At 47.3% G+C, this 26,217-nt stretch carries 25 protein-coding genes and 1 riboswitch; of the genes, 1 reads left to right on the top strand and 24 read right to left on the bottom strand.

Annotated elements, in window-relative coordinates:
* Positions 1-132 precede the first annotated feature (132 nt).
* A complete protein-coding gene (locus MKX40_RS02445; protein ID WP_339239270.1) occupies positions 133-1,893 on the top strand; it encodes an alpha-glycosidase in 1,761 nt (586 codons plus the stop codon).
* A 172-nt stretch (positions 1,894-2,065) separates the two neighbouring features.
* Here the strand turns inward: MKX40_RS02445 and sdaAA are convergent, their stop codons facing one another.
* The 24 genes from sdaAA to MKX40_RS02325 form a co-directional block, all read right to left on the bottom strand.
* Positions 2,066-3,043: an L-serine ammonia-lyase, iron-sulfur-dependent, subunit alpha gene (gene sdaAA, locus MKX40_RS02440; protein WP_339239269.1), complete on the bottom strand. Its 978-nt coding sequence runs from the start codon at positions 3,041-3,043 to the stop codon at positions 2,066-2,068.
* The gene (sdaAB, locus tag MKX40_RS02435) at positions 3,033-3,722 is read right to left on the bottom strand and encodes an L-serine ammonia-lyase, iron-sulfur-dependent subunit beta (RefSeq protein WP_253429474.1); all 690 of its coding nucleotides are present in this window, start codon (positions 3,720-3,722) and stop codon (positions 3,033-3,035) included. The genes sdaAA and sdaAB overlap by 11 nt, the downstream gene beginning before the upstream one ends.
* 62 nt (positions 3,723-3,784) lie before the next feature.
* A complete protein-coding gene (locus MKX40_RS02430) occupies positions 3,785-3,931 on the bottom strand; it encodes a hypothetical protein (protein ID WP_339239268.1) in 147 nt (48 codons plus the stop codon).
* A 42-nt stretch (positions 3,932-3,973) separates the two neighbouring features.
* Positions 3,974-4,096: riboswitch (glycine riboswitch) on the bottom strand.
* A 353-nt stretch (positions 4,097-4,449) separates the two neighbouring features.
* The gene (locus MKX40_RS02425; protein WP_339239267.1) at positions 4,450-5,463 is read right to left on the bottom strand and encodes a phosphotransferase; all 1,014 of its coding nucleotides are present in this window, start codon (positions 5,461-5,463) and stop codon (positions 4,450-4,452) included.
* A 203-nt stretch (positions 5,464-5,666) separates the two neighbouring features.
* The gene (pstB, locus tag MKX40_RS02420; RefSeq protein ID WP_339239266.1) at positions 5,667-6,422 is read right to left on the bottom strand and encodes a phosphate ABC transporter ATP-binding protein PstB; all 756 of its coding nucleotides are present in this window, start codon (positions 6,420-6,422) and stop codon (positions 5,667-5,669) included.
* A gap of 12 nt (positions 6,423-6,434) precedes the next feature.
* Positions 6,435-7,322, bottom strand: coding sequence for a phosphate ABC transporter permease PstA (pstA, locus tag MKX40_RS02415; RefSeq protein ID WP_339242887.1), 888 nt, complete (start codon positions 7,320-7,322; stop codon positions 6,435-6,437).
* A 2-nt stretch (positions 7,323-7,324) separates the two neighbouring features.
* Positions 7,325-8,233 (bottom strand): phosphate ABC transporter permease subunit PstC, encoded by a 909-nt coding sequence (gene pstC / locus MKX40_RS02410; RefSeq protein ID WP_100528178.1) that lies wholly within the window; start codon positions 8,231-8,233, stop codon positions 7,325-7,327.
* A gap of 142 nt (positions 8,234-8,375) precedes the next feature.
* The gene (locus MKX40_RS02405; protein ID WP_339239265.1) at positions 8,376-9,302 is read right to left on the bottom strand and encodes a phosphate ABC transporter substrate-binding protein PstS family protein; all 927 of its coding nucleotides are present in this window, start codon (positions 9,300-9,302) and stop codon (positions 8,376-8,378) included.
* Between the two features lie 1,026 nt (positions 9,303-10,328).
* Complete coding sequence (locus MKX40_RS02400) at positions 10,329-11,621, bottom strand: arsenic transporter (protein WP_339239264.1); 1,293 nt, start codon at positions 11,619-11,621, stop codon at positions 10,329-10,331.
* A gap of 187 nt (positions 11,622-11,808) precedes the next feature.
* On the bottom strand, positions 11,809-13,899 hold the full coding sequence (locus MKX40_RS02395; protein WP_339239263.1) for a methyl-accepting chemotaxis protein: 2,091 nt from the start codon (positions 13,897-13,899) through the stop codon (positions 11,809-11,811).
* Between the two features lie 173 nt (positions 13,900-14,072).
* On the bottom strand, positions 14,073-15,131 hold the full coding sequence (locus MKX40_RS02390) for an EAL domain-containing protein (protein WP_339239262.1): 1,059 nt from the start codon (positions 15,129-15,131) through the stop codon (positions 14,073-14,075).
* A 216-nt stretch (positions 15,132-15,347) separates the two neighbouring features.
* Complete coding sequence (locus MKX40_RS02385) at positions 15,348-17,597, bottom strand: bifunctional 2',3'-cyclic-nucleotide 2'-phosphodiesterase/3'-nucleotidase (RefSeq protein ID WP_339239261.1); 2,250 nt, start codon at positions 17,595-17,597, stop codon at positions 15,348-15,350.
* A gap of 475 nt (positions 17,598-18,072) precedes the next feature.
* Complete coding sequence (locus MKX40_RS02380; protein ID WP_074093246.1) at positions 18,073-18,489, bottom strand: pyridoxamine 5'-phosphate oxidase family protein; 417 nt, start codon at positions 18,487-18,489, stop codon at positions 18,073-18,075.
* Between the two features lie 638 nt (positions 18,490-19,127).
* Entirely contained in the window at positions 19,128-19,586 is a 459-nt protein-coding gene (locus MKX40_RS02375; RefSeq protein ID WP_339239260.1) for an NUDIX domain-containing protein, read from the bottom strand.
* A complete protein-coding gene (locus MKX40_RS02370) occupies positions 19,583-20,371 on the bottom strand; it encodes a 5-oxoprolinase subunit PxpA (RefSeq protein ID WP_339242885.1) in 789 nt (262 codons plus the stop codon). Before MKX40_RS02370 ends, MKX40_RS02375 begins: the two co-directional genes overlap by 4 nt.
* 5 nt (positions 20,372-20,376) lie before the next feature.
* Positions 20,377-21,411 (bottom strand): biotin-dependent carboxyltransferase family protein, encoded by a 1,035-nt coding sequence (locus MKX40_RS02365; RefSeq protein ID WP_339239259.1) that lies wholly within the window; start codon positions 21,409-21,411, stop codon positions 20,377-20,379.
* Positions 21,408-22,124, bottom strand: coding sequence for a 5-oxoprolinase subunit PxpB (gene pxpB / locus MKX40_RS02360; protein WP_339239258.1), 717 nt, complete (start codon positions 22,122-22,124; stop codon positions 21,408-21,410). The genes MKX40_RS02365 and pxpB overlap by 4 nt, the downstream gene beginning before the upstream one ends.
* 37 nt (positions 22,125-22,161) lie before the next feature.
* A complete protein-coding gene (locus tag MKX40_RS02355; protein ID WP_339239257.1) occupies positions 22,162-22,995 on the bottom strand; it encodes a DUF2785 domain-containing protein in 834 nt (277 codons plus the stop codon).
* Positions 22,996-23,589 carry a histidine phosphatase family protein gene (locus MKX40_RS02350; RefSeq protein WP_339239256.1) on the bottom strand — a complete coding sequence of 198 codons (594 nt, stop codon included), beginning with the start codon at positions 23,587-23,589 and terminating at the stop codon, positions 22,996-22,998. It lies immediately after the preceding gene.
* Positions 23,586-24,176 carry a DUF1572 family protein gene (locus MKX40_RS02345; protein WP_339239255.1) on the bottom strand — a complete coding sequence of 197 codons (591 nt, stop codon included), beginning with the start codon at positions 24,174-24,176 and terminating at the stop codon, positions 23,586-23,588. The genes MKX40_RS02350 and MKX40_RS02345 overlap by 4 nt, the downstream gene beginning before the upstream one ends.
* A gap of 67 nt (positions 24,177-24,243) precedes the next feature.
* Positions 24,244-24,573 carry a DUF952 domain-containing protein gene (locus MKX40_RS02340; protein ID WP_339239254.1) on the bottom strand — a complete coding sequence of 110 codons (330 nt, stop codon included), beginning with the start codon at positions 24,571-24,573 and terminating at the stop codon, positions 24,244-24,246.
* Positions 24,574-24,624: 51 nt separating this feature from the next.
* Entirely contained in the window at positions 24,625-25,182 is a 558-nt protein-coding gene (locus MKX40_RS02335) for a GNAT family N-acetyltransferase (protein WP_339239253.1), read from the bottom strand.
* A 28-nt stretch (positions 25,183-25,210) separates the two neighbouring features.
* Positions 25,211-25,618, bottom strand: coding sequence for a DUF2809 domain-containing protein (locus MKX40_RS02330; RefSeq protein WP_339239252.1), 408 nt, complete (start codon positions 25,616-25,618; stop codon positions 25,211-25,213).
* Between the two features lie 4 nt (positions 25,619-25,622).
* Positions 25,623-26,174, bottom strand: coding sequence for a GrpB family protein (locus tag MKX40_RS02325; RefSeq protein WP_339239251.1), 552 nt, complete (start codon positions 26,172-26,174; stop codon positions 25,623-25,625).
* Between the last annotated feature and the right edge of the window lie 43 nt (positions 26,175-26,217).

The following is a 26,217-nucleotide window of genomic DNA, read 5'->3' as shown; positions in this document are numbered from 1 at the left end:
TTGAAGCCATGTTGAATTCCTTTACGTTACCACACATTCTAATTATAGCTTATCCATTAACGTGGGGAATGTTATATCAATCAAATCGACCAAGTACATATTATACCTACACCTGACGGGAGGAATTTCATTATGCTGTTGGAAGCCATCTATCATCAACCGAAACGCAATTGGGCCTATGCCTATGACCAAGACACAATTCATCTGCGCCTGCGCGCCAAAAAGAATGATCTGACTGAGGTACATGCCCTGACTGGAGACAAATATGCATGGGATGCAACCAAAGCGCTGGTTCCTTTAACAAAGTTCACCTCTGACTCGATGTTCGATTACTTCGAGGGCGAGGTGAAACCTCCCTACCACCGACTAAAATACTCTTTTCTTCTCAAAAGTGGAGATGAACAGATCTGGATGACCGAGACGGACTTCCAAGAAGAAGAACCGGACGATCCGGGTCGTATGTTCCAGTTCCCTTATATTCATGCAGGAGCTGTATTCACACCCCCTGCATGGGTTAAGGATGCCGTGTTCTATCAGATTTTCCCTGAACGATTCGCGAACGGCAACCCGGATATTAGTCCGGAAAAGGTGGAACCGTGGGGTGGCGAGCCGACACCCTTCAATTTCTTCGGCGGTGACCTTCAGGGTGTGATCGACCATCTGGATTACATCAGTGATCTGGGCATTAATGCGATCTACTTCACACCCATCTTTGAAGCTACCACCAATCACAAATACGATACCGAGGACTACCTGCGGGTAGACCGGCATTTTGGTGACGCAGATACCGTGAAGCGACTGGTCGAGCTGTGCCACGCACGTGGAATTCGCGTCTTGCTGGATGCTGTGTTCAACCATTCCGGGAAGACGTTTGCCCCGTTTGTGGATGTGCAGAAGAACGGAGAACAATCCAAATACAAAGACTGGTTCCATGTACATGAATTCCCGCTGGACGTGAACGACGGCATTCCTACGTATGAGACTTTCGGATTCGAAGCGCACATGCCTAAGTTGAATACGGAGAATCCCGAGGTTAAGGCCTATCTGCTGGAGGTTGCCGAGTACTGGATTAAGGAAGTAGGTGCAGACGGATGGCGACTGGATGTTGCCGACGAAGTGGATGATGCCTTCTGGCGTGATTTCCGCCGTGTGGTCAAAGCCGCTAATCCGGATGCCTACATTCTGGGCGAAGTATGGAACGAGTCTTCTTCCTGGCTGCAAGGCGACCAGTTCGATGCGTCCATGAACTATCCGTTTACCGATGCCGTGAATGCTTTCTTTGTAAAAAATACAATGCATGCCGAACAGTTCGCGAACTCCATCGGTCGGCAATTATCCCGTTATCCGCTTCAAGCCAGCGAAGTTGCATTCAACCTGCTGGACAGTCACGATACCCCGCGGCTGCTCACGCTATGTGAAGGCGACCAGCGCAAGATGAAGCTAGCTGCGTTATTCCAGTTCAGTTACATGGGCGCGCCGTGCATCTATTACGGAGACGAGATTGGCATGGACGGTGACCATGATCCGGGCTGCCGTAAATGCATGGAATGGGATGAAGCGAAGCAGGACCGTGAGCTGCTAGACTTTTATCAGAAACTGATCTCCCTGCGTCATGCTCATCCTGCCCTGCGTGCAGAAGGCACCGTTCGTTTCCTGCAGGCTCGCTCGGATGGCAGCCAATTGGTATTCGAACGGCAGAATGAAGAGGAACGCATTCTGGTTCTGTTCAATCGCTCGGAAGAGACGGCTATTGTCGAGCTGGAGGCGGGTGACGAGGAATGGACCGAGCTATTCGGTGGAAACCATCGTACCGCCAAGGATGATGGCGTGTTTGCCATTGAATTGCCCGCGTATGGATATGCCGTACTGAGTACGGCTGTAAGCCAGGACTAGATTCATAATACAAATATATCTGAAGTCACTTATAAGTAGCCTAGCTTCACATCATTTGGCGGCATTAAACAAGCGTCCTGCAGAACCCGAATTCGGGTTCGCGGACGCTTGTTTAATGCCGCCGTTATACATCATCATGTCACTGGTTATTCCTCGGTGACCCCCGTTCAGATTAAACCTGAGGATCCGTTTCCGCTTGAACAGTATCCGTCCCACTTGTAGTTGTGTCAGCATCCGCTGGCTTCGACTCCGTCTCAGGCTCTGCACGCTTGGCCTTCGGTTTAGCCAGCTTCTGCATCATTTTGCGACCCGTTGGTGTCTGAGCCAACCCACCTTGGGCTGTCTCCCGGTGGCGGCTCGGCATCGCACTGCCTACTTCCAGCATCACGTCGATGACTTCATCTGACGGAATAGCACTACGCACTCCGGCCAATGCCATGTCGGCCGCAGCCAGCGCCGTAACGGCACCCAGTCCGTTACGTACGATGCATGGAATTTCAACGAGACCTGCGACCGGATCGCAGATCAGGCCCAGTGTATTTTTTAACGCTAGACCAACGGCATGAACGACCTGTTCCGGTGTACCTCCACGCAGTTCAACCATGGCACCCGCAGCCATGCCGATCGCGGAACCCACTTCTGCCTGACAGCCACCTTCTGCACCAGAGATAAATGAATTGTTGGCAATAACATAACCAATCGCTCCCGCGCAGAACAACCCATTCACCAAATGTTCGTCCGTCCAGCCAAATCGCTCCTGTGAGCTGATAAAAACACCAGGGATGATGCCGCAGGAACCGGCTGTAGGTGTTGCCACAATCCGGCCCATGGAGGCATTCACTTCAGATACACACAGGGCATACGCCATGGCAAGTGCGGAAGCATCTCCTGAGCAAGTCTCACCTTTGCGAATGTACTCGGCCATTTTTTTACCGTCTCCACCCGTTAATCCACTACGTGATGTGGTATCTTCCGTTAACCCTTTACGCACCGCTTCCTTCATCACCTGATAATATTCAGACATCTGTTTCACAACATCCGCTTCCGGTGTATTGGTCTCCTGAACCTGCTCCTCGATCATCAATTGAGCAATCGTTTTGGATTCCGCTGTACAGATCGTATTCAGTTCATGTAAATGTTTAAATCGCATCCGAATCAACTCCTCTCTTCAAATCGATGACACGAATGTCCAGTACATGATCCAGCTCTTTTAGACGCTTGAGCATATCAGGATTCGGCACGCCGTCCATCTCCATCGCAGTAAGTGCTTCGCCATCACGGGCTTTCCGATCCACCTGCATATACCCGATGTTAACCCCAGATGAACTGATCGTGGACGTTACCGAGGCAAGCACCCCTGCCTTGTCTGCATGTCGCAGCACGAGTGTCGGAAACTCACCACTAATCTGGACACGAAAATCATTCATCGCATGCACCGACACACTACCACCACCAATAGAAGCACCGATTAAGGAACATGTACGCCCTTCATGCCACAACTCAATTTTGACCGTATTGGGATGAGGAGCAGGCAGACCGCTTGTATAAAACTCAACCTCCATACCCGCTTCCTCTGCGTATTGCTCCGCATCCGGGATACGCGGATCGTCTGTAACATAATCCAGCAGACCGCCGATCAGCGCCAGATCAGTTCCGTGGCCCTGATACGTATCAGCGAATGAACCGTAGAGCGTCAGCCGGGCACGTTCAGGCGTACAACCTAGCCACTGACGCGCAATTCTTCCCAGTCTTGCTGCTCCAGCTGTATGTGAACTTGAAGGCCCCGTCATCGACGGACCAATAATTGAGAAAACATCTTTAAATCGCACCTTATAACCCTCCAATTGTATTCGTCATTTCCATCCAGCTCCCATGCCATAATGTTCCTTTATTACTGAATGATGACATCAAAAAAGGACAGAAGAAGGCCACAGGCCCTCTCTCTGTCCTCGATACCTGAGAGTTTCACGATCAGCAGTGTCTCACGACAAGGTGCATGCCCTGCAATTGCAGACAAGTCACCAGACTGACTGATCATATACCCCTTGGGTGGCGCAGTTCGCGCACTCTCCAGAGTTGCGTCCAACGATGGTACATTTACCTGAGAGATTAACCACTGGGCCGGGTGCGCAGCAGCTTGCTCCTTCGGTGCCTGAACACTAGCCATTGCTCGGCTAACTCAGGTCTCTCCCGCTCGTTATCATCCGCTGTATGGAACCATTCTGAGCGTATGTCAGAACAGTAATGGAAATCGTTCATTCTTCTTCATTAAGATTAATCGACCGGAAGATCAGTGTCAACAAACTTAACGATTTCTTTGGATGTATTTCCTTCATTTTCGATTGATTCGATGAAAACCAGAATATTTTGTCAGCTTTCATCACATTAATTCGGTAAAATAAACTTTTTAAACAGATTATTTCATTTCCCTTCAATTCATAAAGCGCTTACTACTATTTATGATATTATCCACGAAACTGTTCGGGTATTCAGGCAACCATAATTTTTGAACTACCTGTTCATAGCCCTTCCGGATCTGCACATCTGAATTATAATTCACAGTTCGTAGAAGATACTCTCGTTCTGTACATAAGGTCTGCAATACTTGCTGCATAACTTCGGCATGCGATCTTTCATCCATTCGTGCCTAGACTCGTTCGCCATCTGAAAAGCATAATAACCAAGTGTAAAGATCAGCATGAACCCTTCCATTAAACGGATATCTCGATCCGTCAGTGGTGCGATCTGTTTTGTGTATCCAGATAAGAATATGTCACGTTCCTCCCGATTGAACATAAGCGCTGCCCCTCCGGCATCGAAAAGATAATAACCATAACCGTGTAGACAAAAATCAATCATGGACATCCCCTGATCCGTGATCAGCAGATTATTGCGAGTAATATCTCCATGAATAACGCCCCAGGTCTTTTCATCGAGAGGGTACGCTCCTAACTGCTCGTTAATGTTCTCAAACGTCTCCCGAAGCAGATCGAAGTCTTCCGTTGTAAAAATTCCCAATCGGACTCCCTCTTCCAGCTGCCCTAGCATGACCAAATTCTCATGGACATTGCCATATGCCGGGCGTACCTTAGTTCGATCTGTCTGATTCTGCACACGTCCATATTGATGAAGCATCTGCAGCTGAGCACCAAGATCATATATCTGCTCTGTTGTCAGGCGTTCTCCCTGTTGGATGTCCCTGCCCTCAATCCACTCCAGTACTGTACAGCAGATTTCTTTACCTTCTTCACTTGTCCATAACGTGACCCAATCTCCCGATACATTGCGTACCGGATGTTGGACGCGTAATCCTGTTGTTGCATTTAACTCATGAAGCAGATCCATCTCTGCCTCCAATGCAGAAGGCGTGTGCTGAATGCCTGACATACTTGCATATGCTGCTTGATGGATACGGAGCAGATACTTCTGCCCGCTTGCTTCATCAACGACATGATACGTCAGATTCTCGTTATGACGAATATAGGAAACGACAGGTTTGTCAATCGCGTAATTCTGTATGACCTGTGCTGCCACATGGTCGTAAGACCTCTGATCCGTAGTGATTATCAACATCTCCTTTAAATTTATGTAAACGCTATCTTTGTACTAAATATCGTAGCATAATGTTGATCCTGCATACAGAAAATCCCACTGTAATTATAAAATAAAAAGCACAACCCCCGAACAAACGTCCAGGCATTGTGCTTCTGTCTCTATTTATTTCTTCATCTCTCTGTCTGTTGCTCTATGTGACACTCCACTCCATGATCCAATTATCCGAAACGCCCCATAATGTATTCTTGCGTCAGACGATTGTCCGGGTTCGTGAAAATATGCTCTGTATCCCCGTGCTCAATCATGCTGCCCAGATAGAAGTAAGCTGTATAATCCGAAATACGTGCTGCCTGCTGCATGTTGTGGGTAACAATAACAATCCGCAGCTCCTTCTTGAGCTCGGTAATCAATTCTTCAACTTTACCCGTGGATACCGGGTCTAGTGCAGATGCAGGCTCATCGAGCAGCAGAATCTGCGGATCAACAGACAGGGCGCGGGCGATACATAACCGCTGCTGTTGTCCACCTGAGAGAGACAAGGCTGATTCATTCAGCCTGTCTTTCACTTCGTCCCAAAGCGCAGCACGACGCAAGCTTTTTTCCACAATCTCATCCAGTGCCTTCTTACTCTTCGTACCACGGTAGCGGGGGCCAAACGCGATATTGTTGTAGATGGACTTATGAAAAGGATTTGGCTTCTGCCACACCATGCCAATCTTCTGGCGAAGCTTGATTACATCGGTTCCAGGCTCATTCAGATCGTTACCGTCCATCCAGATATGTCCCTCTGTGCGGGAACCGGCGATCTCGTCGTTCATTCGGTTAAGCGACCGCAGGAACGTAGATTTACCACACCCAGACGGCCCGATAAGTGCCGTTACACTCGATTCGGGAAACGTCAGGCTGATCTGCTTGACCGCCTGAAAATGTCCATAATATATGCTTAACTGTTCCGTACCAAAAGGTATGGCCATGTTGGTTCCTCCTTATTTCGAAGCTGTCATGCGGCGGAATACAACCCGACCGATCCAGCGCGCACTTAGATTGAACGCCAGCACGAGAATGACAAGCACGGCGGATGCCCCTGCTGCCACCTCTTTGGAATCTGGTCCAATGCCTTCACTGTTCACTTTCCAGATATGGACAGCAAGTGTCTCTGCCGGACGGAACGGATTAAGCGGTGATCTCGGACTCGTCGGATTCCAATCTGTAAAGTCCAATGGCGGACTACTCATACCTGCGGTGAACATCAATGCTGCCGCCTCACCGAAGATCCGGCCCGATGCCAGAATCGTACCCGTAATCAAGCTCGGCAATGCCACAGGCAGCAGAATGGAAGTGATAATCTTCCACTTGGACAGTCCAAGTGCCAGACCTGCTTCCTTCTGTTCCTTCGGAACGGCCCGGAAGGCCTGCTCCGTTGTCCGCACCATCAGTGGCAAGTTAAAGATCGCCAGAGCCAGGGCACCCGAGATCAGGGAGAAACCAAGACCAAATTGATTGACTAGCAACAAGAGACCAAACAAACCGATAACGATGGAAGGGAATGATGACAACACTTCAACGACAAGACGAATGAAGCTGGTGATCTTGCCTGGCTTGGCGTATTCCGCCATGTAAATCCCACCACCCCATCCGAGTGGAATGGTCACAATCAACGTCAGAATCAACAGGAATACGGAGTTAAAGAGCTGTGGACCAATCCCCCCGCCACCTTTAAGCAACTGGGGTGCGCTCGTCAGGAAGTTCCAGCTAATATGTCCAATGCCTCTATACATGATGAAGCCAAGCAGACCGAGCAATATAATAACAATAAACAGGGCCAATACAACGATAACGGATGTTGCAATTTTATCTACCGTTTTTGCCTTCATTTTCATACCCGGTTCCTCCTTTCAAGCAGGCGAACCAGAATGACGAAGACAAATGTCATCACCAGCAGGACAAGCGCCATACTCCACAGTGCATTGTTATGAACAGAACCCATCGTGGTGTTACCCATGCTTAGTGTAATTACACTCGTTAATGTTGAAGCCGATTCGAGCAAGGATGTTGGAACATGCGGTGCATTACCGATAACCATCTGCACAGCAAGGGCTTCACCAAAAGCACGGGCCATACCCAAAACGACACCTGTCAACAAAGCTGGCAAAGTCGTTGGAATGATGACACGGTAGATGGTTTGCCAGCGAGTGGCACCCAGTGCGTACGAGGATTCACGCAATCCTTTTGGCAATGCGGACAAAGCGTCTGCCATAATACTTGTTACCGTAGGAAGAATCATTACCGCGAGAACAAGACATCCGGCTGCAATCCCGACGCCTGTTCCACCAAAGATACTGCGCAGCAAAGGTACGATGACACTCAGACCGATAAATCCATACACAACGGACGGAATTCCGGACAAGAGCTCAATCGCCGGTTGCAATATCTTTTTCCCTTTACCCGGTACAATCTCTGTCATGAAGAGTGCTGCACACAGGCCAAGTGGACTAGCGATCAATGCTGCAAGCAAGGTTGTAATGAAAGAACCTGTAATGAACGGCAATGCCCCGTAGAACGCAGGTTCTCCAGTTGGATTCCACGTCTTTCCACCAAGGAATTCGCTTATGCTTATTCCGTTTTGGAAAAATGTGGACAGTCCCTTGGACGCTACAAAATAAACAATGGAAAACATGACAACGATCAGGAAAACGACACAAATCGACGTATAGATCCGTCCCGTCCACTCTTCCCAATAATGTTTTTCTTTTAAGGGCCGGCGCGGTTTCAACTTGTTATTCATTACCGTTCCCCCTTCGGTCTGTTCCATAACAACCATCCTTCTATAGTAGAATTAATGCAAAATATGGGATTATTTCAGAGCAAACCGCGTAAAGAGGCGGGACCTAAGTCCGCCTCTTTCGCTGTATGCGCAAGTTCAAAGATTATTGAACCACATTACCTGCTGCATCGCGTTTTACTTTCATGCCTGACATTGGAATGTATCCAAGTTCTGTCACGTCGTTTTGTTGAATTTCGTCACTCAGGATATAGTCCAGGAACGCTTTTGTTGCTGCATCCGGCTCACCTTTGGTGTACATGTGCTCGTAAGCCCACACTGGATAAGTTCCTGCTTCCACGTTCTCAACTGTTGCTTCTACACCTTCGTATTTCAACACTTGCAAGCTGTCATCCAAGTAAGACAGGGCAAGGTAACCAATAGCACCTGGTGTTTCAGCTACCAATTTTTTTACGTTACCAGAAGAATCTTCTTGAATCGAACCTTGGATATCATCCATTTTTGCACCCAATGCATACTTTTCGAACGTTGCACGCGTACCGGAACTACTTGGACGGTTTACAATAACAATTGCTTTATCCGCGCCACCAACGTCTTTCCAGTTCGTCACTTTACCGGAGAAAATGTCGACCAGTTGCTGCTTCGTCAAATCTTCTACACCTGTATCTTTGTTGCTAACTGGCGCCATAGCTACTACGGCTACTTGATGGTCAACCAGTTCTTTTACTTTGGCTTCGTCCTCCAGCTTCTCTTCTGCGAATACATCAGAGTTACCGATTGTAGCTTGTCCGTCAGATACTTGTGTCAAACCAGTACCACTACCGCCACCTTGAACTTGAACCGTTACGTTCTTATATTCATCAACTGCCATAAATTTCTGTCCAGCTTGTTCTACCAGAGGTAACAATGCTGTCGATCCGACTGCCAGAATGTTACCGCTAAGCTCAGCAGTAGCTTCCCCTGAACCATTGCTTGCAGCACCCTCTGTACCCGCGTCATTTTTCGATCCGCATGCAGCGAGCACCAGTACGAACGTTAAGGTCATCAAAATAAACGGCAACTTTTTAAACATGTTTTGTTTTCCTCCCCCAATGTAGTGATGGCGTTTTGTGAATTTGTTTGTTCACCATCAACTCTTTAATCATTGTAGTTTCGGTATGTCATCTTAAAATCAGTGTTTTGTAAACGCAATGTTAAAAATATCGGCTGCATATTGAAATTTATCTGAGACAAATTGCGCTGAAGTGGCCGCTTCGGGAACGGACGTTGTTTCAATCCGTATTATGTCCAGATTTCCATGAAGATTTTACACATTAATAAATTAATATAAATTTAACACTCTGAGTGGCAGTTCCAGTTACGGATCGTTCTTCTGATCGCTGTTGTCTCCAAATTTCTCTGATCAACAATTTGATTGTTGAAATTTGGAGACAAAGGCGAACGCTTCGCTTCTTCAGAATCGATTCCGTCCCCTTCACTACGATCGCGGTTTTATCTGCACATTAAGATTCAAGGAAAATATCATTCTTTTCTTACAGGCAAAAACACAATACAATCGTTCCGTTCCCTGCGCTGTGTCAGCGCTCGTTGTATCTCAGGCATATCAATGATCTGCCTGGCTAGTATGCAAAAAAGAGGATGTCCCATACGTCATGAATATGACGGGGGGACATCCTCATTTCGTGTTATTGTAATGAACCTGACACACGCTATTCGCTCCCATTTGCCCAGATCTAAAAACTAACGAATCTCAGACACGTTATTTCGTCGATTTAGTTGATTTTTTAGGATTTGAAGTCCTTTTATGACGAAATAGCGTTACTGAAGTTCGTTAAATCTTGCAACCGTTGATGATCCGCCTTTTAAGGTGCGGTAGGTTCATTAGCGCTTGGAGCGAAGCAGAATTCCTTTTGAGACAGCCCTTTATGTAATTGGTTAGGTGCATAATAGAAATAGAGAATTTTCATTCCTTCTATAGAAGAAACAGAAGAGGAACAAAAAAACTGCCTCGCTGCCAGTGCGTAGCACCAGCTGGAGAGCAGCCTTTTACAATACATTGAATGATTATTAGATGTTCCTATTGTAAAAACTAATTTTACTAACCCAGAATCCATAACCACAATGCCAGACCTGCTAGGGTAATGAACAAGGTTGGAATGGTCAGGATGATACCTGCTTTGAAATAATACCCCCATGTGATCTTCACACCTTTACGGGATAACACATGCAGCCATAGCAATGTGGCAAGTGAACCAATCGGCGTCATTTTGGGACCCAGATCGGAACCAATGACATTGGCATAGATGAATGCCTCTTGGATGACCCCTTCGGTGTGCGCACCCTGGATGGCTAGCAGGTTAATCAATACGGTAGGCAGGTTGTTCATCAGCGATGACAATACGGCCGCTATAATGCCCATTCCGAGCGAAGCGGCCAGCAGGCCATGCTCTGCTATGGCATCTAGCCAGCGGCTCAGATGAGCGGTTAATCCTGCATTACGCAGTCCATATACGACGATGTACATACCCACGGAGAACACCACAATCGACCACGGTGCTTCCTTGATGACCCGTTTCAGATCAACTGCCTCGCTCTTGCGTGCCAGTAAAGCGAACAGCAGTGCAACCGAGCCCACAATCACCGACACGGGAATTGGCAGGAACTCACTGGATGCGTAAGCCACCAATAGCAGCCCTAGCATGAACCAGGCAATGCGAAACATCCGTGGATCACGTATTGCCTCTTTCGGGTCGCGAGCCGCAGAGATGTCATAGCGAAGGGGGATGCTTTTGCGATAGAACAAAAATAACATTCCCGTACTCGCTACGATCGAGATCAGATTCGGCACGGCCATGCGTACCGCATACTCCACAAAGGTAATACCAAAGAAATCGGCAGACACAATGTTAACCAAATTGCTGACGACCAGCGGCAACGATGTGGTATCTGCGATAAATCCACTCGCCATTACAAAAGCCAGTACCATCCGCTCATCAAACTTTAATGCACGCACCATCGCCAGCACAATTGGTGTCAGGATGAGCGCTGCACCATCATTTGCGAACAGGGCCGACACTGCAGCACCGAGTAAAATGGAGTAGAAGAACAATCTGCGACCGTCTCCTCCAGCGAGTCTAGCCATGTGAAGAGCGGCCCATTCGAAGAAACCCGTCTCGTCGAGAATGAGAGAAATCATAATAATACCGACAAAGGCCAACGTTGCATTCCATACAATGGACGCTACATCCGAGGCATCGTTCAAGCTGACGACTCCACACAGCAAGGCAACCAAAGCCCCACCCGATGCAGTCCAACCAATTCCCAACCCACGAGGTTGCCAGATCACCAAAGTGATTGTCACTACAAAAATCAGTATTGCTACGTATACCATAAAGCCTCCTGCTGTACCCTGTATTCATATATTATTTCGTTTATTCAATCTTATGTTGTTAGATTACACCGCTATATGCTCGGAATAACCAGACGATATATTTATACAGGGCTACAGGAACATTGTCTATATTTATTTTTCTTCTATTATAAAAGTTGTGGTAAATTATGGTTTAAAGTGTTGGGATTTATTCTTTGCCTTTATCTTTCGGCGTATCCTCTACCATCTTGAACATGCCAAGCAATCCTTGCAGTTGTTCCGCCATACTGTTCAGATGTGCCGATGAGGATGCAATTTCTTCTACCGATGCCAGTTGTTCCTGCGAAGATGCAGATACGGATTCTGTATTCGCAGCCGATTCCTGGGTCACATTCGAGATATCGCTCATCGCCTTGGCAACGTGGGATGCCCCACTCTCCAGTTGTTTCGTTGTTTCAGACAAGTCATCCAAGGTATGAACCGCCTCTTCCACCGCCTCCCGAATCTGGGCAAAGGATTGTCCAGACGTATTCACGGCCTGAATCCCTTCTCCCACACGCGTCTGAGCCGCATTCATGGCGATTAGAGCGGCATCCATGTCCTGACGGATATTATGAACGACCTCACCGATCTGCGCTGCCGAACTTCCGGATTCTTCTGCCAATTTGCGAACTTCTCCGGCTACAACAGCAAACCCACGCCCCGCATCACCTGCTCTGGCCGCTTCAATGGAAGCATTCAATGCGAGCAAGTTCGTTTGTTTGGAGATGGATGCAATGACATCCACCATGCTACCAATCTCAACGGAACGGGCATTCAGAGATTGAACCACAGTCCCTAGCTGCTCTACGGTTTCCTGGATGCTGTTCATCTGCTCTACAGCTTGTCCTGCTGCCTCATTACCAGAAGAAGCCGCTCCGGATGTATTCCGCATATTCGCCGTAATCGATTGCACACGCTCCGACATCATCCGAACATCTTCGGCCATTCGGCTCATCTGTCCAGATCCGTCTTTCACGCTGTTCACCTGCTGCTCAGCGCCTTCGGCCAGTTCCTGAATAGCCAGTGTTGAATGTTCGATTGCTTTGGTCGTTTGTTCCGCACTGGCAGACAATTCTTGAGAAGAAGCAGATACCTGCTCTGTTGTTTCCTGTACACCAAGAATCATCATCCGCAGGTTATCCACCATACGCTCGAAATACTTCGCCAGATCACCGACTTCATCTTTACGGCCTGTTTCCATTTTCACGGTCAGGTCACCTTTGCTTACAGCTCTGGCCGATTCCTGCAGTCGCTTGATCGGACGCAGCATGGATCGTGTAAACCAGATAATAAAGATAAGGGTTAGGAAGGTCGCCGCGAGAATCACTATAAATGTAATCATGCGAATGTCCTTGCTCGCACTGGTTATTTCACTCTTGAACATCGTACCGGCAATTTTCCAGCCCGTTGCTTCATTGGTAGCAAAGATCATCGTTTTCGGTTGCTCATTGAATACATAATCGAATTGACCTTCTTTACCCTCATACATTTCATCCAACAAACCACTAGCTTCCTGTGTACCTGCATCTGCTACAGGCGATACGACATAATTTTTGTTTGCATCCAAAATAATGACGTAACCTTCTTTACCCACCTTAATGGATGCTTGCTCTTGCAAGTCTGTTAGATCCAGAGACAAACCGACAACACCGGATTGGTCCTTTAATGTTTTGGAGATAAATACAACGGCAACGCCATCGGTATTAACAGACACAGCGGATACAACGGCTGTACCCGGCTTTTCCATCGCTAGTTTGTACCACTCCCGCTCCCTAGGATCATATGCATCTCCCCGCGTACTGCTTGCTGTTGCTTTACCCCGAACCATGACTCCTTCCGTTGTTCCCACAAAAATGTTCATGGCATCGGGATGCAAGCCCAGATATTGCTCCAGCTTCAACTGAAGCTCTGGACTATCGTTCTCCCCTTTGACCAAGCTCGGATCAAGGGCATCCGCAAAATAGTTAATGTCATGGATCTTGTAGTTCACTTGGCTTTCTACAATGGTATTGGCCGTACTCACACTTTGCTTGGCACTATCCACTAATTGTCCTTGTACGCCATCTTCAGCCATCGTTAGTGTGATCAAGCCGATCGCCAAGCTTGGCAGGAGCAGAACGGCCAGGAAGGAGACCAATAGTTTGTTCCTTATATTCCAGACGAAACCTTTCTTTTTCTTCTTCTTTTTATTTTGATTATGTTTTGGTTTAGCAGGTTTCGCTGCTTTCATTGGTGTATTATCCTGAGTTTCACTCATGTCTTTATCCCCCTCTAAATGTAAAAATGCCCTCTTTCTTTGTATGTATGAATCAATCTAAAAGGCTTATCTTATATATCGGCTAAATGAGGGGATTTATTTGAGAGAAAAATGTGCAGGCACGCCAAACAAGTCACCTCTGATCAGAAGTGACTTGTACAAGGTACGGATTACTAATTATTCCATGTATTAGATGAAGTATTAGAGTACGGATCGCCTGGAGGTTGTGCCGAGGGTTTACCAAAATAGTAGCCCTGTGCGAGTTCAATACCTATGGAGCGACAGAATTCAAACTCTTCCATCCGTTCGATCCCCTCGGCAAGGACTTGACCTCCAAATCGACTCGACATCTCAACAATATGAAGAATTTGCTGTTGTTTGGTCGAATCCTGATCACAACGATCAATAAGACTTCGATCTATTTTGACAAAATCCGGTTCTAACCGATTCATCAACTCTATTGTTGAATATCCAGCACCCACATCATCCAGTGCAACCGACATTCCACGGGAACGATACACCTCAAATATCTGCTGCAAGATGGGCATATGTTGGATCTGCTCTGTTTCCACGACTTCAAACACAAAATCTTTAGGGTCCAGCGAAAGACGTTCAATCGCTTCAAACGTATGTGTCAGACAATATTCGGGATTATATATGGAGGAAGGCAGGAAATTTACGAAGCGTTTCACACCATGCGGCAAAAAAACAGCACTGGTCTCAATGGCAGTAATTCGCGCCATTCGATCCAGAAAAGAATGTAGTCCAGTCTCGCGTGCAACTTCAAATAATTCATAGGAACTGAAGGATTTGCCATTCTCAGCAGGACGAAGCAAAAACTCGTATCCGATAATCTGCTCCGATGCATCAACGATGGGCTGCATATGACTGCTGAATTCATGTTCCAGAATGATGGAAACAAGCTCCGCATGCCTGAAACGTGACTCCTGCATGCTTAGACTAATCCAGCTTTCTTCATTCGCCTGTTCGTATAAAGGCATAATCTGAACGGTTAGGGAATCACGTAATGTCGAATCCATTTCGCTGATCTTTTCTATTAAGCTCTGAACCGCCTCAAGATTTGAAAAATGCATCCACATCATATCATCCGACGTCTCGATAAGTCTTCCCGGCGTTTGCAGCGCTTCCAGCAAAGCGGGGGAAATGGGACGCAGGTACAAGGTACCTTGGCCCTCTATAGGATAGATTGGACTGCAGCCACTGCAATTCATGTAGGACCCCCTTGCCAATTTATGATTCCATGTCCATTAATGATTACTGGTATATACCCAAAGTTTGTAAATATTATATCATGGGTCTTAAAATTAATCTCTACTGTTTTGATGACTTCGTATATGACGGTTGTTGAAACAAATATATTCAAAATTTGCAGAAAAAAGACCGACAGTCTGATGACTGTCGGTCTCCTCCTCTCCGCTTATTAAACGTTATGAAGCGGGAATCACGATTTTCTGTCCAACTTTCAGGTTATGCACATTTGAGATTTTGTTAGCTGTTGCCAGCTTACGCCAGTCCACACCATATTTCAAACCGATGCGGTACAGGTTATCCCCTTTTTTCACCACGTATACAACCTTGTTGCTAGTTGCCGGTTTCTCAGGTTGTGGCTTAGGCGTTGGTGTTGGAGTTGGTTTAGGCGTCGGTGCTGGCTCCGTACCTGTTTCAGGTGTTGTCGTTGCTTCACCTGTCAGTTTCAAGCCATACTCTGCAAAACCTTCTTTGTTCGTGCCGATGAACGACATCGCCGGATTCGCTTCAACCAGACCTTTCGCATCCGGGGAAGAAGCAAACACAACTTCAAGATCGTTCAACGCCGCTGCAGTTACACCCGCAGATGGTTTGATTGGTGCCAGGGACCAGTTACCGTCCGCTGCCGGATTAATCGTTTTATTTTCACGGATGTAGTCGATGATCACTTGACGGTTCTCATCCGGTGCAGCCAGAACGATCCGTTTGCCGTCCGGGTTAGCCAGTTTGGATGAAGAAGCACGGTAGTTATTTGTCGCTACAATGAATTTTTGCGCTGGGTCAACCGGTTTGCCGTTAAAGCTCAGGTCCTTAATCCGGCTTGCAGATGCATTAACGATCGCAGCTTTGCCATCGTATTTGGCTGGTTGGGTCACATCAATCTGATACGTTACCCCATCGATAACATCGAAGTTGTACGTTGGGAAGTCATTATTGATCAGTTGCTGTTGTCCACCTTTAGCCGGGTCGATCTGGTTGAACTGGCCTGCAGACCATTCCAGCCATTCTTTCAGTTCTGCGCCGTTAACCATTACAGCATGTACCGTATTTGGATATACGTACAGGTCAGCAACGTTTTTGATCGCAATGGTGCCTTTAGGAATATTCGTGTAATACGAAGCGCCTGAACGTCCACCCGCTTTGAATGGTGCACCTGCCGACAATACAGGGATTTTCTCATATTCCGTACCTTGCATATGTTTTTCGACATACCATTTCTGTGCATTCGTTACGATCTGAATGGATGGATCATCCTGAACCAGAGCGAAGAAGCTGTTGATCGGTGCTGTCGTTTCGCCTACTGGACCACGAACATACTCCAATGTACCTTCATGCTCTTCATGAACCGCATCAATGATGTCTTTATCCGCATCTACCAGTGGCTTTTTGTTCTCAGTGTCATAGATCGGGCGTGCTTCCGTTTTGGAATCCACCACTTTCCATTTGCCATCTACCAGCTCCAGATCCAGATCGATAATACCCAGATGATCACCCCAGAAACCTGGCTCAACAGCAGGAACGCCATTGATTGTGCCTTTCTCAAGGTCTACCCCTTTTTTGCCGGCAAAATCAGCACTTGGGAATACTTTGTGAGCATGTCCAAACAGAATGGCATTAATGCCTTCTACCTGACTCAGGTACAGTACGGAGTTCTCCATCAGGTCCGTTTGAGGGATATCCTCAAATCCGGAGTGAGGAATAGCTACAATAATGTCCGCACCTTCGGCCTTCATTTTTGGAATGAATTTTTTAGCGGTAGCAATAATATCCTTGGCGATGACTTTGCCTTCAAGGTTAGCGCTGTCCCACTGCATGACTTGTGGCGGTACAAATCCGATCACACCCACTTTGATCGTATGTTCCTTGCCAGTCTCGTCCGTTACTTTTTTATCCAAAATCTCATACGGTGTGAAGTAATTCTTGTCATTCGTCTCATCATCATCACCATCGTCTACATAGACATTGGCATTAATGTAAGGGAAGTTCGCTCCCTCCAGCGTCATGTCCAGGAAGTCCAGACCATAGTTGAACTCATGGTTACCGATGTTACCTGCATCATAATCGAGCAGATTCATCGCTTTATATACAGGGTGAGTTTCACCCTTTTTCAGTGGATCAATCTTCGCCACATAGTCTCCCAGCGGGTTACCCTGAATCAGATCACCATTGTCGAACAGCAAGCTGTTCTTGGCTTCATCACGCGCTTTCTTGATCAGTGTAGCTGTTTTGGCAAGGCCATACTGGTCTGTCTCTTTGTCGGAATAATAGTCGTAGTTAATCAGATTGTCATGAATGTCTGTTGTCTCCATGATCCGCAGTTTAACTTTGGCAGCATCCGCAGCCGATACAGGTACCGGAAACACCGCAAGCACGTTTAATGCAACCAAAGCGGCAGTCAGGCTTGATAATACTTTTTTACTCGTTTTCAAAATAACCCCTCCCGGTTATGTACATTGAATCATGCATTATTGGGCAAACGAAGAGCGCAGAAAAAAGATAGATTTCATGGGTTGTGCGTACTGACGCTCTGATGACATGCATCCGAATTTCAGGTAAGTTTATCTCACATGAACATCTATTTATGTCTGTGCTTGTCGTTTACATTCCAAATCATAACGCAATGTTCAGCCATTGAAAAGCATTATTTTTTACATTACCCGCACATATCTAGGCCGGTTTACATTATCATGCGTGATTTCGACATTTTTTTCAACATTTTAGTAGGTATTTAGTGCTCACTAGCTTTAAAATACGTATATTACATGTTTCTTACATGTATATCCATTCATCATTATTCACTCATATCAAAAACCGTGAAACCTTAAAGGCTTTCACGGTTGGAGTGAACTCTGCGCGCATTCCGCAAAAGGACGCTATTTGGCAGAGGTTATTTTCATCGTTGGATTATTGTTCCCACACATGATGTTCATGATCTTTCCCTGTATATTCAATACGAGTCGGAGTGATGTCCAGAATGACATAGTTCGGATCATTAGGTCCATCGAACCACGCCTTCAGTTCGTCATTCCATACTTGCTCACGCAAACCTTCGTTCTTGGTCACTTCACAGGTTCCTTCAATCTCAACGACTTCCTTGGAACCACCAGCCTCATAACCAAGCAGCAGGCTAACATTCGGATTATTCTCCAGTTCCTCTACTTTGTGTGTACGGCGGTTCGTTGCCAGATGAATGTTCAGTCCATCGTTGAAAAGCGCCATATAGCGGGATTTCGGTTTACCATTCTCTACAGTCGAGAAGCTGCAAAAAGGGTTGTTTTCCAATGCTTTTACAATGTTTTGTTCCAATTCAGTCTGGTTCATGGGAAGTGCTCCTTTCGGTTTGGGGGAATATTGGGAGGACTTTTGTAGGCGGTCGTTCCGGGTACGGATCGTTCTTTGGATCGCTGTTATCTCACGATGATCCTGATCACTTCCTCATATACATTGGATTAAAACCGATTCACACTGGCACTACGATGACAGAACAACCTTCCAATCGCTGTTACCCCCAGATTTTCTGATTCCCTTTTTCTAAAGGGAAAATCCGGGGATAAAGGCGAGCGCTTCGCTTTTTCAGGTTTCTTCTGTCCTCTCCGTTATCGTGTGAATGCTTAATTCCAAAGGATATATGAATAAAAATTCAAGATGCGAACGCTTCGCTTCCTCAGAATCGATTCCGTCCCCTCCACTACGTCTACCGTTCTCCCAATTAAGGGTGAATAATAAAAAGTACAAGAGAAGTGTAGTTGTTACTCTCTCTTTTGTTTAATGACAGTTCATTAATAGCTTATTACTAGCGCAAGCTTAATGCAGCTCTGTAATAAGCCTGTACTTATAGTGTACCCACCTCACCTGTGGTGAATCCCATGAACCAGGTATGCAAACGTGACAAAATCGGAAAAGTTCTTTATAAAAATGTTTACATAAAGGCATTAGCCCTTATGGCTCCTATGATCATTTTAATTCAAATCTCCAAGATAGATTGATGAAGAACCCGATTGAAGCAGTAGCTCACCAATGGTTTTTGGATATAAACGAACCTGAGACAGCTCTTCCAGCGCAATCCATTCCACGGCGACTTGATGGTCGTCAGGATTGGAGCCTTCAAAAATAGTTGCCTCCGGATTGATCAGGCTGCACGCAAAATAAAATTCAACCTGGTGGATATCTGCATCCCACTCGGCGAATTCATGATTTTTTCCGATATACTCTCGAATATGCAACAACTCTCCCACGTTCACAGCCTGGCCAATCTCCTCCAGACATTCACGTGCGACCGCATCCTTGAGTTCTTCACCTTTCTCCTGTCCTCCACCCGGGAACACATAAGCGGTACCATATTGGTCTTCCAGCCGAATGACCAGCAATCGTCTATCCTGCACAATAACGGCCTTCGCCGAGTTGCGTATGGGTTTCATTCTGTTCTTTCACTCCTTGTCATTCCAAAATTATGCGCGGATAACTGAATGCCTTCCGATTCCAGCACACGACGAATCTCTTGAGCAAATGCTAGAGCATTCGCTCCGTCACCGTGGATGCAGACCGTCTCTGCCTTCATGGAAACCCGCGTGCCATCCGTGGATACAACCACGCCGTCTTTCACCATCTGGAGCACTTGAGCAATCGCTTGTCCCGACTCTTCAATGACAGCCCCCGCTTGGCTTCGAGGGGTTAGCTTACCATCCGCCCCATAGGTTCGATCCGCAAACACCTCGCTCACACTGCGCAGACCGATGCGATCCGCAGCGTGAATCAGCTTACTGCCCGCCAGACCATACAAATACAGCTCGGGTTGTACTTGATAGATCGCCTCCACGATGGCTTCAGCAAGCTTCGTATCTTCTGCAGCCATATTGTATAAGGCGCCGTGCGGTTTCACGTGATGCATTTGCCCCCCACTTGCACGGACAAAGGCATCCAGCGCACCGATCTGATACACCACCATGTCATATGCTTCCCGTGGCGTAATGTCCATACGTCTTCTGCCAAACCCTTGCAGATCCGGCAATCCGGGGTGAGCGCCAATTGCCACCTGATGCTCCAATGCCTTCTCCACCGTGATCCGCATCGTAGCCGGGTCCCCTGCATGAAACCCGCAGGCTATATTGGCTGACGTAATTAAGGGCAGAATGGCTTCGTCCGATAACGTGCGATATATACCATAACTTTCGCCCAGATCACAATTGATATCCAAGGTTTTCAAGGTATTCATTGAGCGCCCTCCATTCCTGCCATTCTTCTGCGTATCAGCTTATCCATGAGCTGCATATTGATCTCCTGTTCCATGTACAACTGTCGGGCTTGATCATGCGTAATCTGTGCAAAAGAAATTCGGGTTCCCGGCCTAGCCTGAGCCAGGATTGGCATATCCACCTGAGCTACCTGTGCTATGACAGGATAACCTCCAATCGTCTGATGGTCTGCCATCAAGATGATCGGCTGACCATCGGGTGGCACCTGCACCGTGCCATAGGTAACGGCTTCTGACAGCCGATCCAGCGGCTGATTCAACTCCAGTCTGGAGCCTTGCAGGCGATAGCCCATCCGATCGGATTGCGGAGAGATTACGTATTTTTCGGCATAGAAATGTCCCAGACTCGCCTCGCTGAACAGCGAGCTGTCCTTGCTCTCCATCACACGAATAACAGCTCTCCCATAATAGTCAGGTCTTTCACGTTCAGATAAGAACCACGCAGGCGCCAATATTCGGCGGCCCCGCTCACTTTCTTCTACCTGCTGCTCCATACGCTTCATCCATACTTGTGCTTCACCAGAAGGTTCACCTGTAGATAACAGGTCTGCCACACGCAGGGGTCTTCCTGCCAAACCGCCAATACCTGTCTTAAGATCTGTACTTCGACTGCCCATCACTTCCGGTGCAGCTATTCCACCCGCTAACGCCAGATAACAACGCAAGCCATGACGACACGGGCCAAATTTCATTACACTTCCAGCCCGCACCAGCACAGGACGCCACAAAGGTACAGGCAGATGATCCACCGTTGCTGTCAGATCCCCCCCACATAATGAGACTAGCTGGCTCTCCTGAAATCGAAGCTCCGGCCCCGTCATCGTCATCTCCAGCAGTGCTGCATTTCGGGGATTGCCCACAAGCATATTGGCGGCTCTGGCTGCAAAGGTGTCCATGACGCCGCCAGGATGAATACCATACCGGCGATAGCCGGTTCTGCCTTCATCCTGAATGGTAGATAACAGCCCAGGACGAATCACTTCGACACTCATCGTTCATCCTCCATCCGCTTCAACGCCAGATAGTCCTGCTTCGTAATCTGTTCAAATCGAACCCGATCACCTGTTGCCAGCAAACTTGGTACCTTCTCATCCGGCCGAAACAACCGGAGGGGCGTTCGTCCAATACATTGCCATCCTCCGGGTGTATCTAGCGGATAGATTCCTGTCTGTTTGCCCCCAATCCCAACTGTACCGGCCTCTACCCGAAGCCTTGGCGTTGCCCGTCTGGGCGTAGCAATCCGTTCAGATAACCCACCGAGATACGGAAAACCTGGGGCAAATCCAATCATATGGACCAGATAATCCCCGGATGTATGAATTGCAATAACGTCCTCTGAGGTCAGTCCATGCTCACTGGCAACATAGTTCAGATCAGGCCCCCATTCGCCACCGTAACATACGGGAATCGTGACCGTTCTGGGCTTGTCTTGTACGGATTCCTTCATTTGGTTCAACTGTTGAAGCAAAGCGCGGCACAACTCGGGGTACGGGGAGATGAACGGATTATAAAATAGTGTAACGGATGTGTATGAAGGCACCCATTCGATCATGGCAGGCAGAGTTCTTTTTTCCAGCAAAGCACATACAGACGCCACTCTGCGCTGTACCGCGACAGACAAGTGATCCCCGCAATCGATGATAACGGCTGTCTCACCCAGCGGAAACAAAATCTCCTTTGTCCAAGCATACGGTAATTCGCTCATGCGCGATCTCCCCTCTGTCCACACGTTTAGCGTATCGTTATTTATCTCTCTCCAATGTCAGCAATACTAGTGAACGAACCGCCGGAAACGGCTCGTCTTCTTCTGTACGTATCGCAAGATACAGTGTCTGCAAAAACAGACGCACATTCAGGTCCCTATGACTGGTATCCAGAAATGATCTGTTTACTGCCTTAGTTTCTTGATGAAGGGAATCGATCCACAACGTAATATCTTTTTGCTCCAGCAGATTGCGACGAAGAATGGTCACTACAGCATGCGCTATTCGCTGATCTTCATCATGGATGTAAACGTCACTTGATTCGGTTATTTTCCGACTGATTGTATGCAGAAGTTCCAGCAGTTCCATTCGCTCCAGATATGGTGACTGAGCCAGGTCTTCAACCGCATCCGCCGCATGTGCGGGGGCATGCGCCCAGCCCTTATCATCGACATAGCCGCGAAGATCTTTTTCACATGCCAGATATGTAATCGACCGATGATGAATCCCTGCGATATCCACCTTGTTCAGGAAAGGTTTCTCACGATCCAGATTCAGGATTGGAGGCAGTAACAATATGGAGAACGTCCGTGTAAACACACTGTCCGTTCCCTGCTCTCCGATGCCATGGAAGAGGTGCTGATCATCCAGAGCCAACTGCAACAGATGCCTCAGCTCGTCTTCCGTAAATACACCCTTTCCAATCCAGGTTGCAAACGTAATATAGATCAATTCATCCCGCAGGACAGGGTCAGGACTGCCAATATGTTTCATCATATGCAGCGCCAATTCGTAAGGTTGTTCCACATGGTCTATGGACCGATTAGCTGACTGGATATGCTGCAATTTTTGCTTTAACGTCAGAGCATCCATCTATTGTGCATCCTTGGACGAATTCAAATGCACGCTGCAATTGTACAGTTCGCATTGCCATGTATCATCTTTCTTGGCAATCCGCGTAATGGATGTATTGGACAGCTTCACGCTAATATCAAGCTCAGGCACCAGACCTCGTAATGTATTCCGCAGGACGGCTCCGTGACTGACCACGATTACTTTGCCATCAGGATGCTGCTGTACAATCTCTTCAAGCACTGCACTGCCTCGAACAGTCCCTGCATCTGCAAGCTCCCGTCCCAGATCCAGGGTACTCCAGTCCGCTCCCCACTTGGCTAACCGTTCCTCTTCCGTCGTTCCTTCGACCTGTCCTCCGCCCATCTCGCGAAGTCTGGAGTCCAGATGGATCTCCTGAATGCCCAAGCGATCACCAATGATGCGAGCCGTCTCACTTGCACGTTCCAAGTCACTTGCATAGATGGCATCCCATGATTCCTCTGCCAGTCTCGTTGCAAGTAAAACCGCTTGTTCCCTTCCCTCCTGATCCAGCGGATTGTCCGTCTGGCCCTGAGAACGTTTTTCCTTATTCCACGCTGTGCTTCCATGGCGAATCAGTGCAATTTCAGTCATTGTTGTTCCTCACCTTTTTCGATATGAAGTTCATCTTCTGTAAAATGTTTGCGTGCCTTTGGCTTGGCAAATTTGCCGCCATTATATTGAGCAGATCCGTTTCTCGGGATCGAGAGACTGTCCCACGCTGTTTCTTTAAGCATTTTTGCGGCAAATACCATCTGTCCGACATGATATGGATAGTGCGCCAATTGCCGAATAATGGCCTCCATGACGGTATGCCCTTCATTGCGAATATATATGATATGAGACAATTGTTCCGGGGTAAATGAACGAATGGCTTCGAGTAGGCACGTCCAGCCTTCCTCCCATTTGGCAATCAACTCTTCCCGGGAAGCAATATCATTCACGAATTCGGCATCCCGTTCACGCCAAGGTTTCTCTCCATCTGTTGTCAGTACATCTGTCCAACGGGACAGCATATTGCCCCAGAGATGTTTTACAATCACCGCGATGCTGTTCGCGTCTTCATTCCAGGATTGAAACAACTGCTCGGACTCCAGTTGCGCCATAGCTTTTTCCCCGAGCTGCTTGTAATACAGAAATTGCTTCTCCGCCGTTTCCAGAAAAACCTGATTCATATCCATCCGTTAACCACCCTTCGAAAAAAGTAATATCGCCCTGATCACGTTCATCCCGATACGTCACTTGCCTTTATTCAGGAAATGAGAATGTACCATCAGCATTCGGTTCAAATGGAATGACTTTACGTACCGCATCCAAATTAAGTTCTCCATAAATATGTGGAAATAGTTCATTCAATCCGTATAGATCTTCATACACCAGTTCCGGCTTTAACGCCTTCTCATCAATACTAAGCAATAACAGATCCGTGCAACCTGCATAATATTGCCCGGCTACCCATGGAATCTGTTCCTTGGTGGAACAATGAATGAATCCGTCTGTCTCCAGGCTGTCTGGTGCATACTCACTGCCCTTGGACACTTCCTCCCACAATGAACGGGAAATAATACTGTAGATCATGGTTCCGCCTCCTTCATTTTCTGCGATGTACCCTATGTGTCGTTGGAAATATTATAGATCATCCCGGATACGGGAGTACATTTTTTGATCTGTAAAGATACCTTTGATCTTCAACTGTTTACGCAGCAAACCTTCATACGACATGCCCAGTTTCTCCATGACACGTGCTGAGCCTATGTTGCCTGCATTACATTTCCCTTCCAGCCGGTTGCAGTCCAGTTCCTGAAAACAATAATCCACGATGGGTTGCATCGCTTCTACAGCGAGCCCCTTGCCCCATTGACTGCTGGCTATCCCGTATCCCAATTCAGCACTTTGCATGTCTTCGTTGAGATGAAAAATGCCACCTCTCCCGATTAACGTCCCTGTTTCCTTCAGGACAAAAGCCCAGATATGGACCGTTTTCCGTTCATAATTATCCAGTACCCGTTGAATATATTGAATGGAATCTTCAACCGTCTCATGGCAATTCCACAAGCTTTGCTGACTCACCCTTGGATCAGAGGCAAACGCATAATATTCGTCAAGATCATCCATCGTAAGACGTCTCAGTCTTAAGCGCTGTGTTTCGAATTCGGGTGATTCGGCAAAAAGTTTTTCTACATTCATTCAGCATACCTCCATGATTCACTTGAGTTCAGGTTCCACCCATCTTATTTCTCAGGAAATAACGATCGATCATAACCATGCATAGAATACCGACCATATATCGAATCAGATCGATCACCAGAAAACCATGTCCCAAAATAAGTGCACCCCATACGGTTGAACGTATTTCAATCAGCCAAGGCGTCTGAATCAACTGTGAGAACTCAATCATCCAGCTGAATGCACAGCTCAAACACATCGCCCATACCAAACTGCGACGAGGCCACACCATGCGTACTCCGAAATAAATCATACCCGCCCAACATGCATCCCCGAAATGTTCGTACACCCAACCCGGCAATCGTTCACCATAGTGTCTGGATGCGAGTCCTGCCGCCATGGTCATCATGACTGCGAAGAAATAGATCAGCCTGTCTCTGATAAGTACGATTTTCAATCAATCACACGCCTTCATCAAGCACTTGTAAAATAAATTGCGTTTTGGCAGCGGTATACGATTCCCTGTCTTCCTTATTCTCATCAGCAAGCTTCATCTTAAGGGTGGCGTAAGCTTCCACCAGATCAGGGCGTTTTCTGAGCACATCCCGAAACTGCATTTGACGATTCCAACGTTCTTCTCCCGGGCGCATCAGATGAAGGTGTACAGCTCTCTTGCCATCCTTAACCTTCACCCAGAATCGTCTATAATCCCGACCATCCAGTTCAGGCGGAACGTAGTTCCAGCCCAACGGATTCAACTGATCGGCAATCCGATCCATGTCATCCCATGACTGAACCTCTGCCATCAGATCAATAATGGGTTTGGCGGGTAACCCTGGTATGGATGTACTTCCAATATGTTCGAATTGATGGATATTAAATTGCTCTAAAAGGTGTTGAAGTTGCCGAATTTCTTCCTGAGCCTGCAAGTCCCAATTCGGATTGGGCGGAGCGATCTCTACCGACTCTGTCGCCCAGGCAGGCCAGTTTTCCGGTTGCATTGGATCTGTCATTCAGGTATCTCCTCTTCCACATGACATCTTAAATGGTAACCTT

This window comes from Paenibacillus sp. FSL R5-0517, assembly GCF_037974355.1.
GTDB lineage: Bacteria > Bacillota > Bacilli > Paenibacillales > Paenibacillaceae > Paenibacillus.
The sequence above is the reverse complement of the archived record's forward strand: the minus strand, read 5'-3'. Positions and strand labels throughout refer to the sequence as shown.

What these genes read in the sequence shown, in the direction of transcription:
- sdaAA (WP_339239269.1), bottom strand. Translation starts at nt 3,043, where the DNA reads ATGCGATTTAAACATTTACATGAACTGAATACGATCTGTACAGCGGAA.
- MKX40_RS02335 (WP_339239253.1), bottom strand. Translation starts at nt 25,182, where the DNA reads ATGAATGTAGAAAAACTTTTTGCCGAATCACCCGAATTCGAAACACAG.
- pxpB (WP_339239258.1), bottom strand. Translation starts at nt 22,124, where the DNA reads ATGAGCGAATTACCGTATGCTTGGACAAAGGAGATTTTGTTTCCGCTG.
- MKX40_RS02355 (WP_339239257.1), bottom strand. Translation starts at nt 22,995, where the DNA reads ATGGATGCTCTGACGTTAAAGCAAAAATTGCAGCATATCCAGTCAGCT.
- MKX40_RS02340 (WP_339239254.1), bottom strand. Translation starts at nt 24,573, where the DNA reads ATGATCTACAGTATTATTTCCCGTTCATTGTGGGAGGAAGTGTCCAAG.
- MKX40_RS02400 (WP_339239264.1), bottom strand. Translation starts at nt 11,621, where the DNA reads ATGGTATACGTAGCAATACTGATTTTTGTAGTGACAATCACTTTGGTG.
- MKX40_RS02405 (WP_339239265.1), bottom strand. Translation starts at nt 9,302, where the DNA reads ATGTTTAAAAAGTTGCCGTTTATTTTGATGACCTTAACGTTCGTACTG.
- pstA (WP_339242887.1), bottom strand. Translation starts at nt 7,322, where the DNA reads ATGAAGGCAAAAACGGTAGATAAAATTGCAACATCCGTTATCGTTGTA.
- MKX40_RS02445 (WP_339239270.1), top strand. Translation starts at nt 133, where the DNA reads ATGCTGTTGGAAGCCATCTATCATCAACCGAAACGCAATTGGGCCTAT.
- pstB (WP_339239266.1), bottom strand. Translation starts at nt 6,422, where the DNA reads ATGGCCATACCTTTTGGTACGGAACAGTTAAGCATATATTATGGACAT.
- MKX40_RS02390 (WP_339239262.1), bottom strand. Translation starts at nt 15,131, where the DNA reads ATGAATTGCAGTGGCTGCAGTCCAATCTATCCTATAGAGGGCCAAGGT.
- MKX40_RS02350 (WP_339239256.1), bottom strand. Translation starts at nt 23,589, where the DNA reads ATGACTGAAATTGCACTGATTCGCCATGGAAGCACAGCGTGGAATAAG.
- MKX40_RS02325 (WP_339239251.1), bottom strand. Translation starts at nt 26,174, where the DNA reads ATGACAGATCCAATGCAACCGGAAAACTGGCCTGCCTGGGCGACAGAG.
- MKX40_RS02430 (WP_339239268.1), bottom strand. Translation starts at nt 3,931, where the DNA reads ATGATCAGTCAGTCTGGTGACTTGTCTGCAATTGCAGGGCATGCACCT.
- MKX40_RS02395 (WP_339239263.1), bottom strand. Translation starts at nt 13,899, where the DNA reads ATGAGTGAAACTCAGGATAATACACCAATGAAAGCAGCGAAACCTGCT.
- MKX40_RS02365 (WP_339239259.1), bottom strand. Translation starts at nt 21,411, where the DNA reads ATGAGTGTCGAAGTGATTCGTCCTGGGCTGTTATCTACCATTCAGGAT.
- MKX40_RS02375 (WP_339239260.1), bottom strand. Translation starts at nt 19,586, where the DNA reads ATGAAACCCATACGCAACTCGGCGAAGGCCGTTATTGTGCAGGATAGA.
- MKX40_RS02380 (WP_074093246.1), bottom strand. Translation starts at nt 18,489, where the DNA reads ATGAACCAGACTGAATTGGAACAAAACATTGTAAAAGCATTGGAAAAC.
- MKX40_RS02345 (WP_339239255.1), bottom strand. Translation starts at nt 24,176, where the DNA reads ATGGATATGAATCAGGTTTTTCTGGAAACGGCGGAGAAGCAATTTCTG.
- pstC (WP_100528178.1), bottom strand. Translation starts at nt 8,233, where the DNA reads ATGAATAACAAGTTGAAACCGCGCCGGCCCTTAAAAGAAAAACATTAT.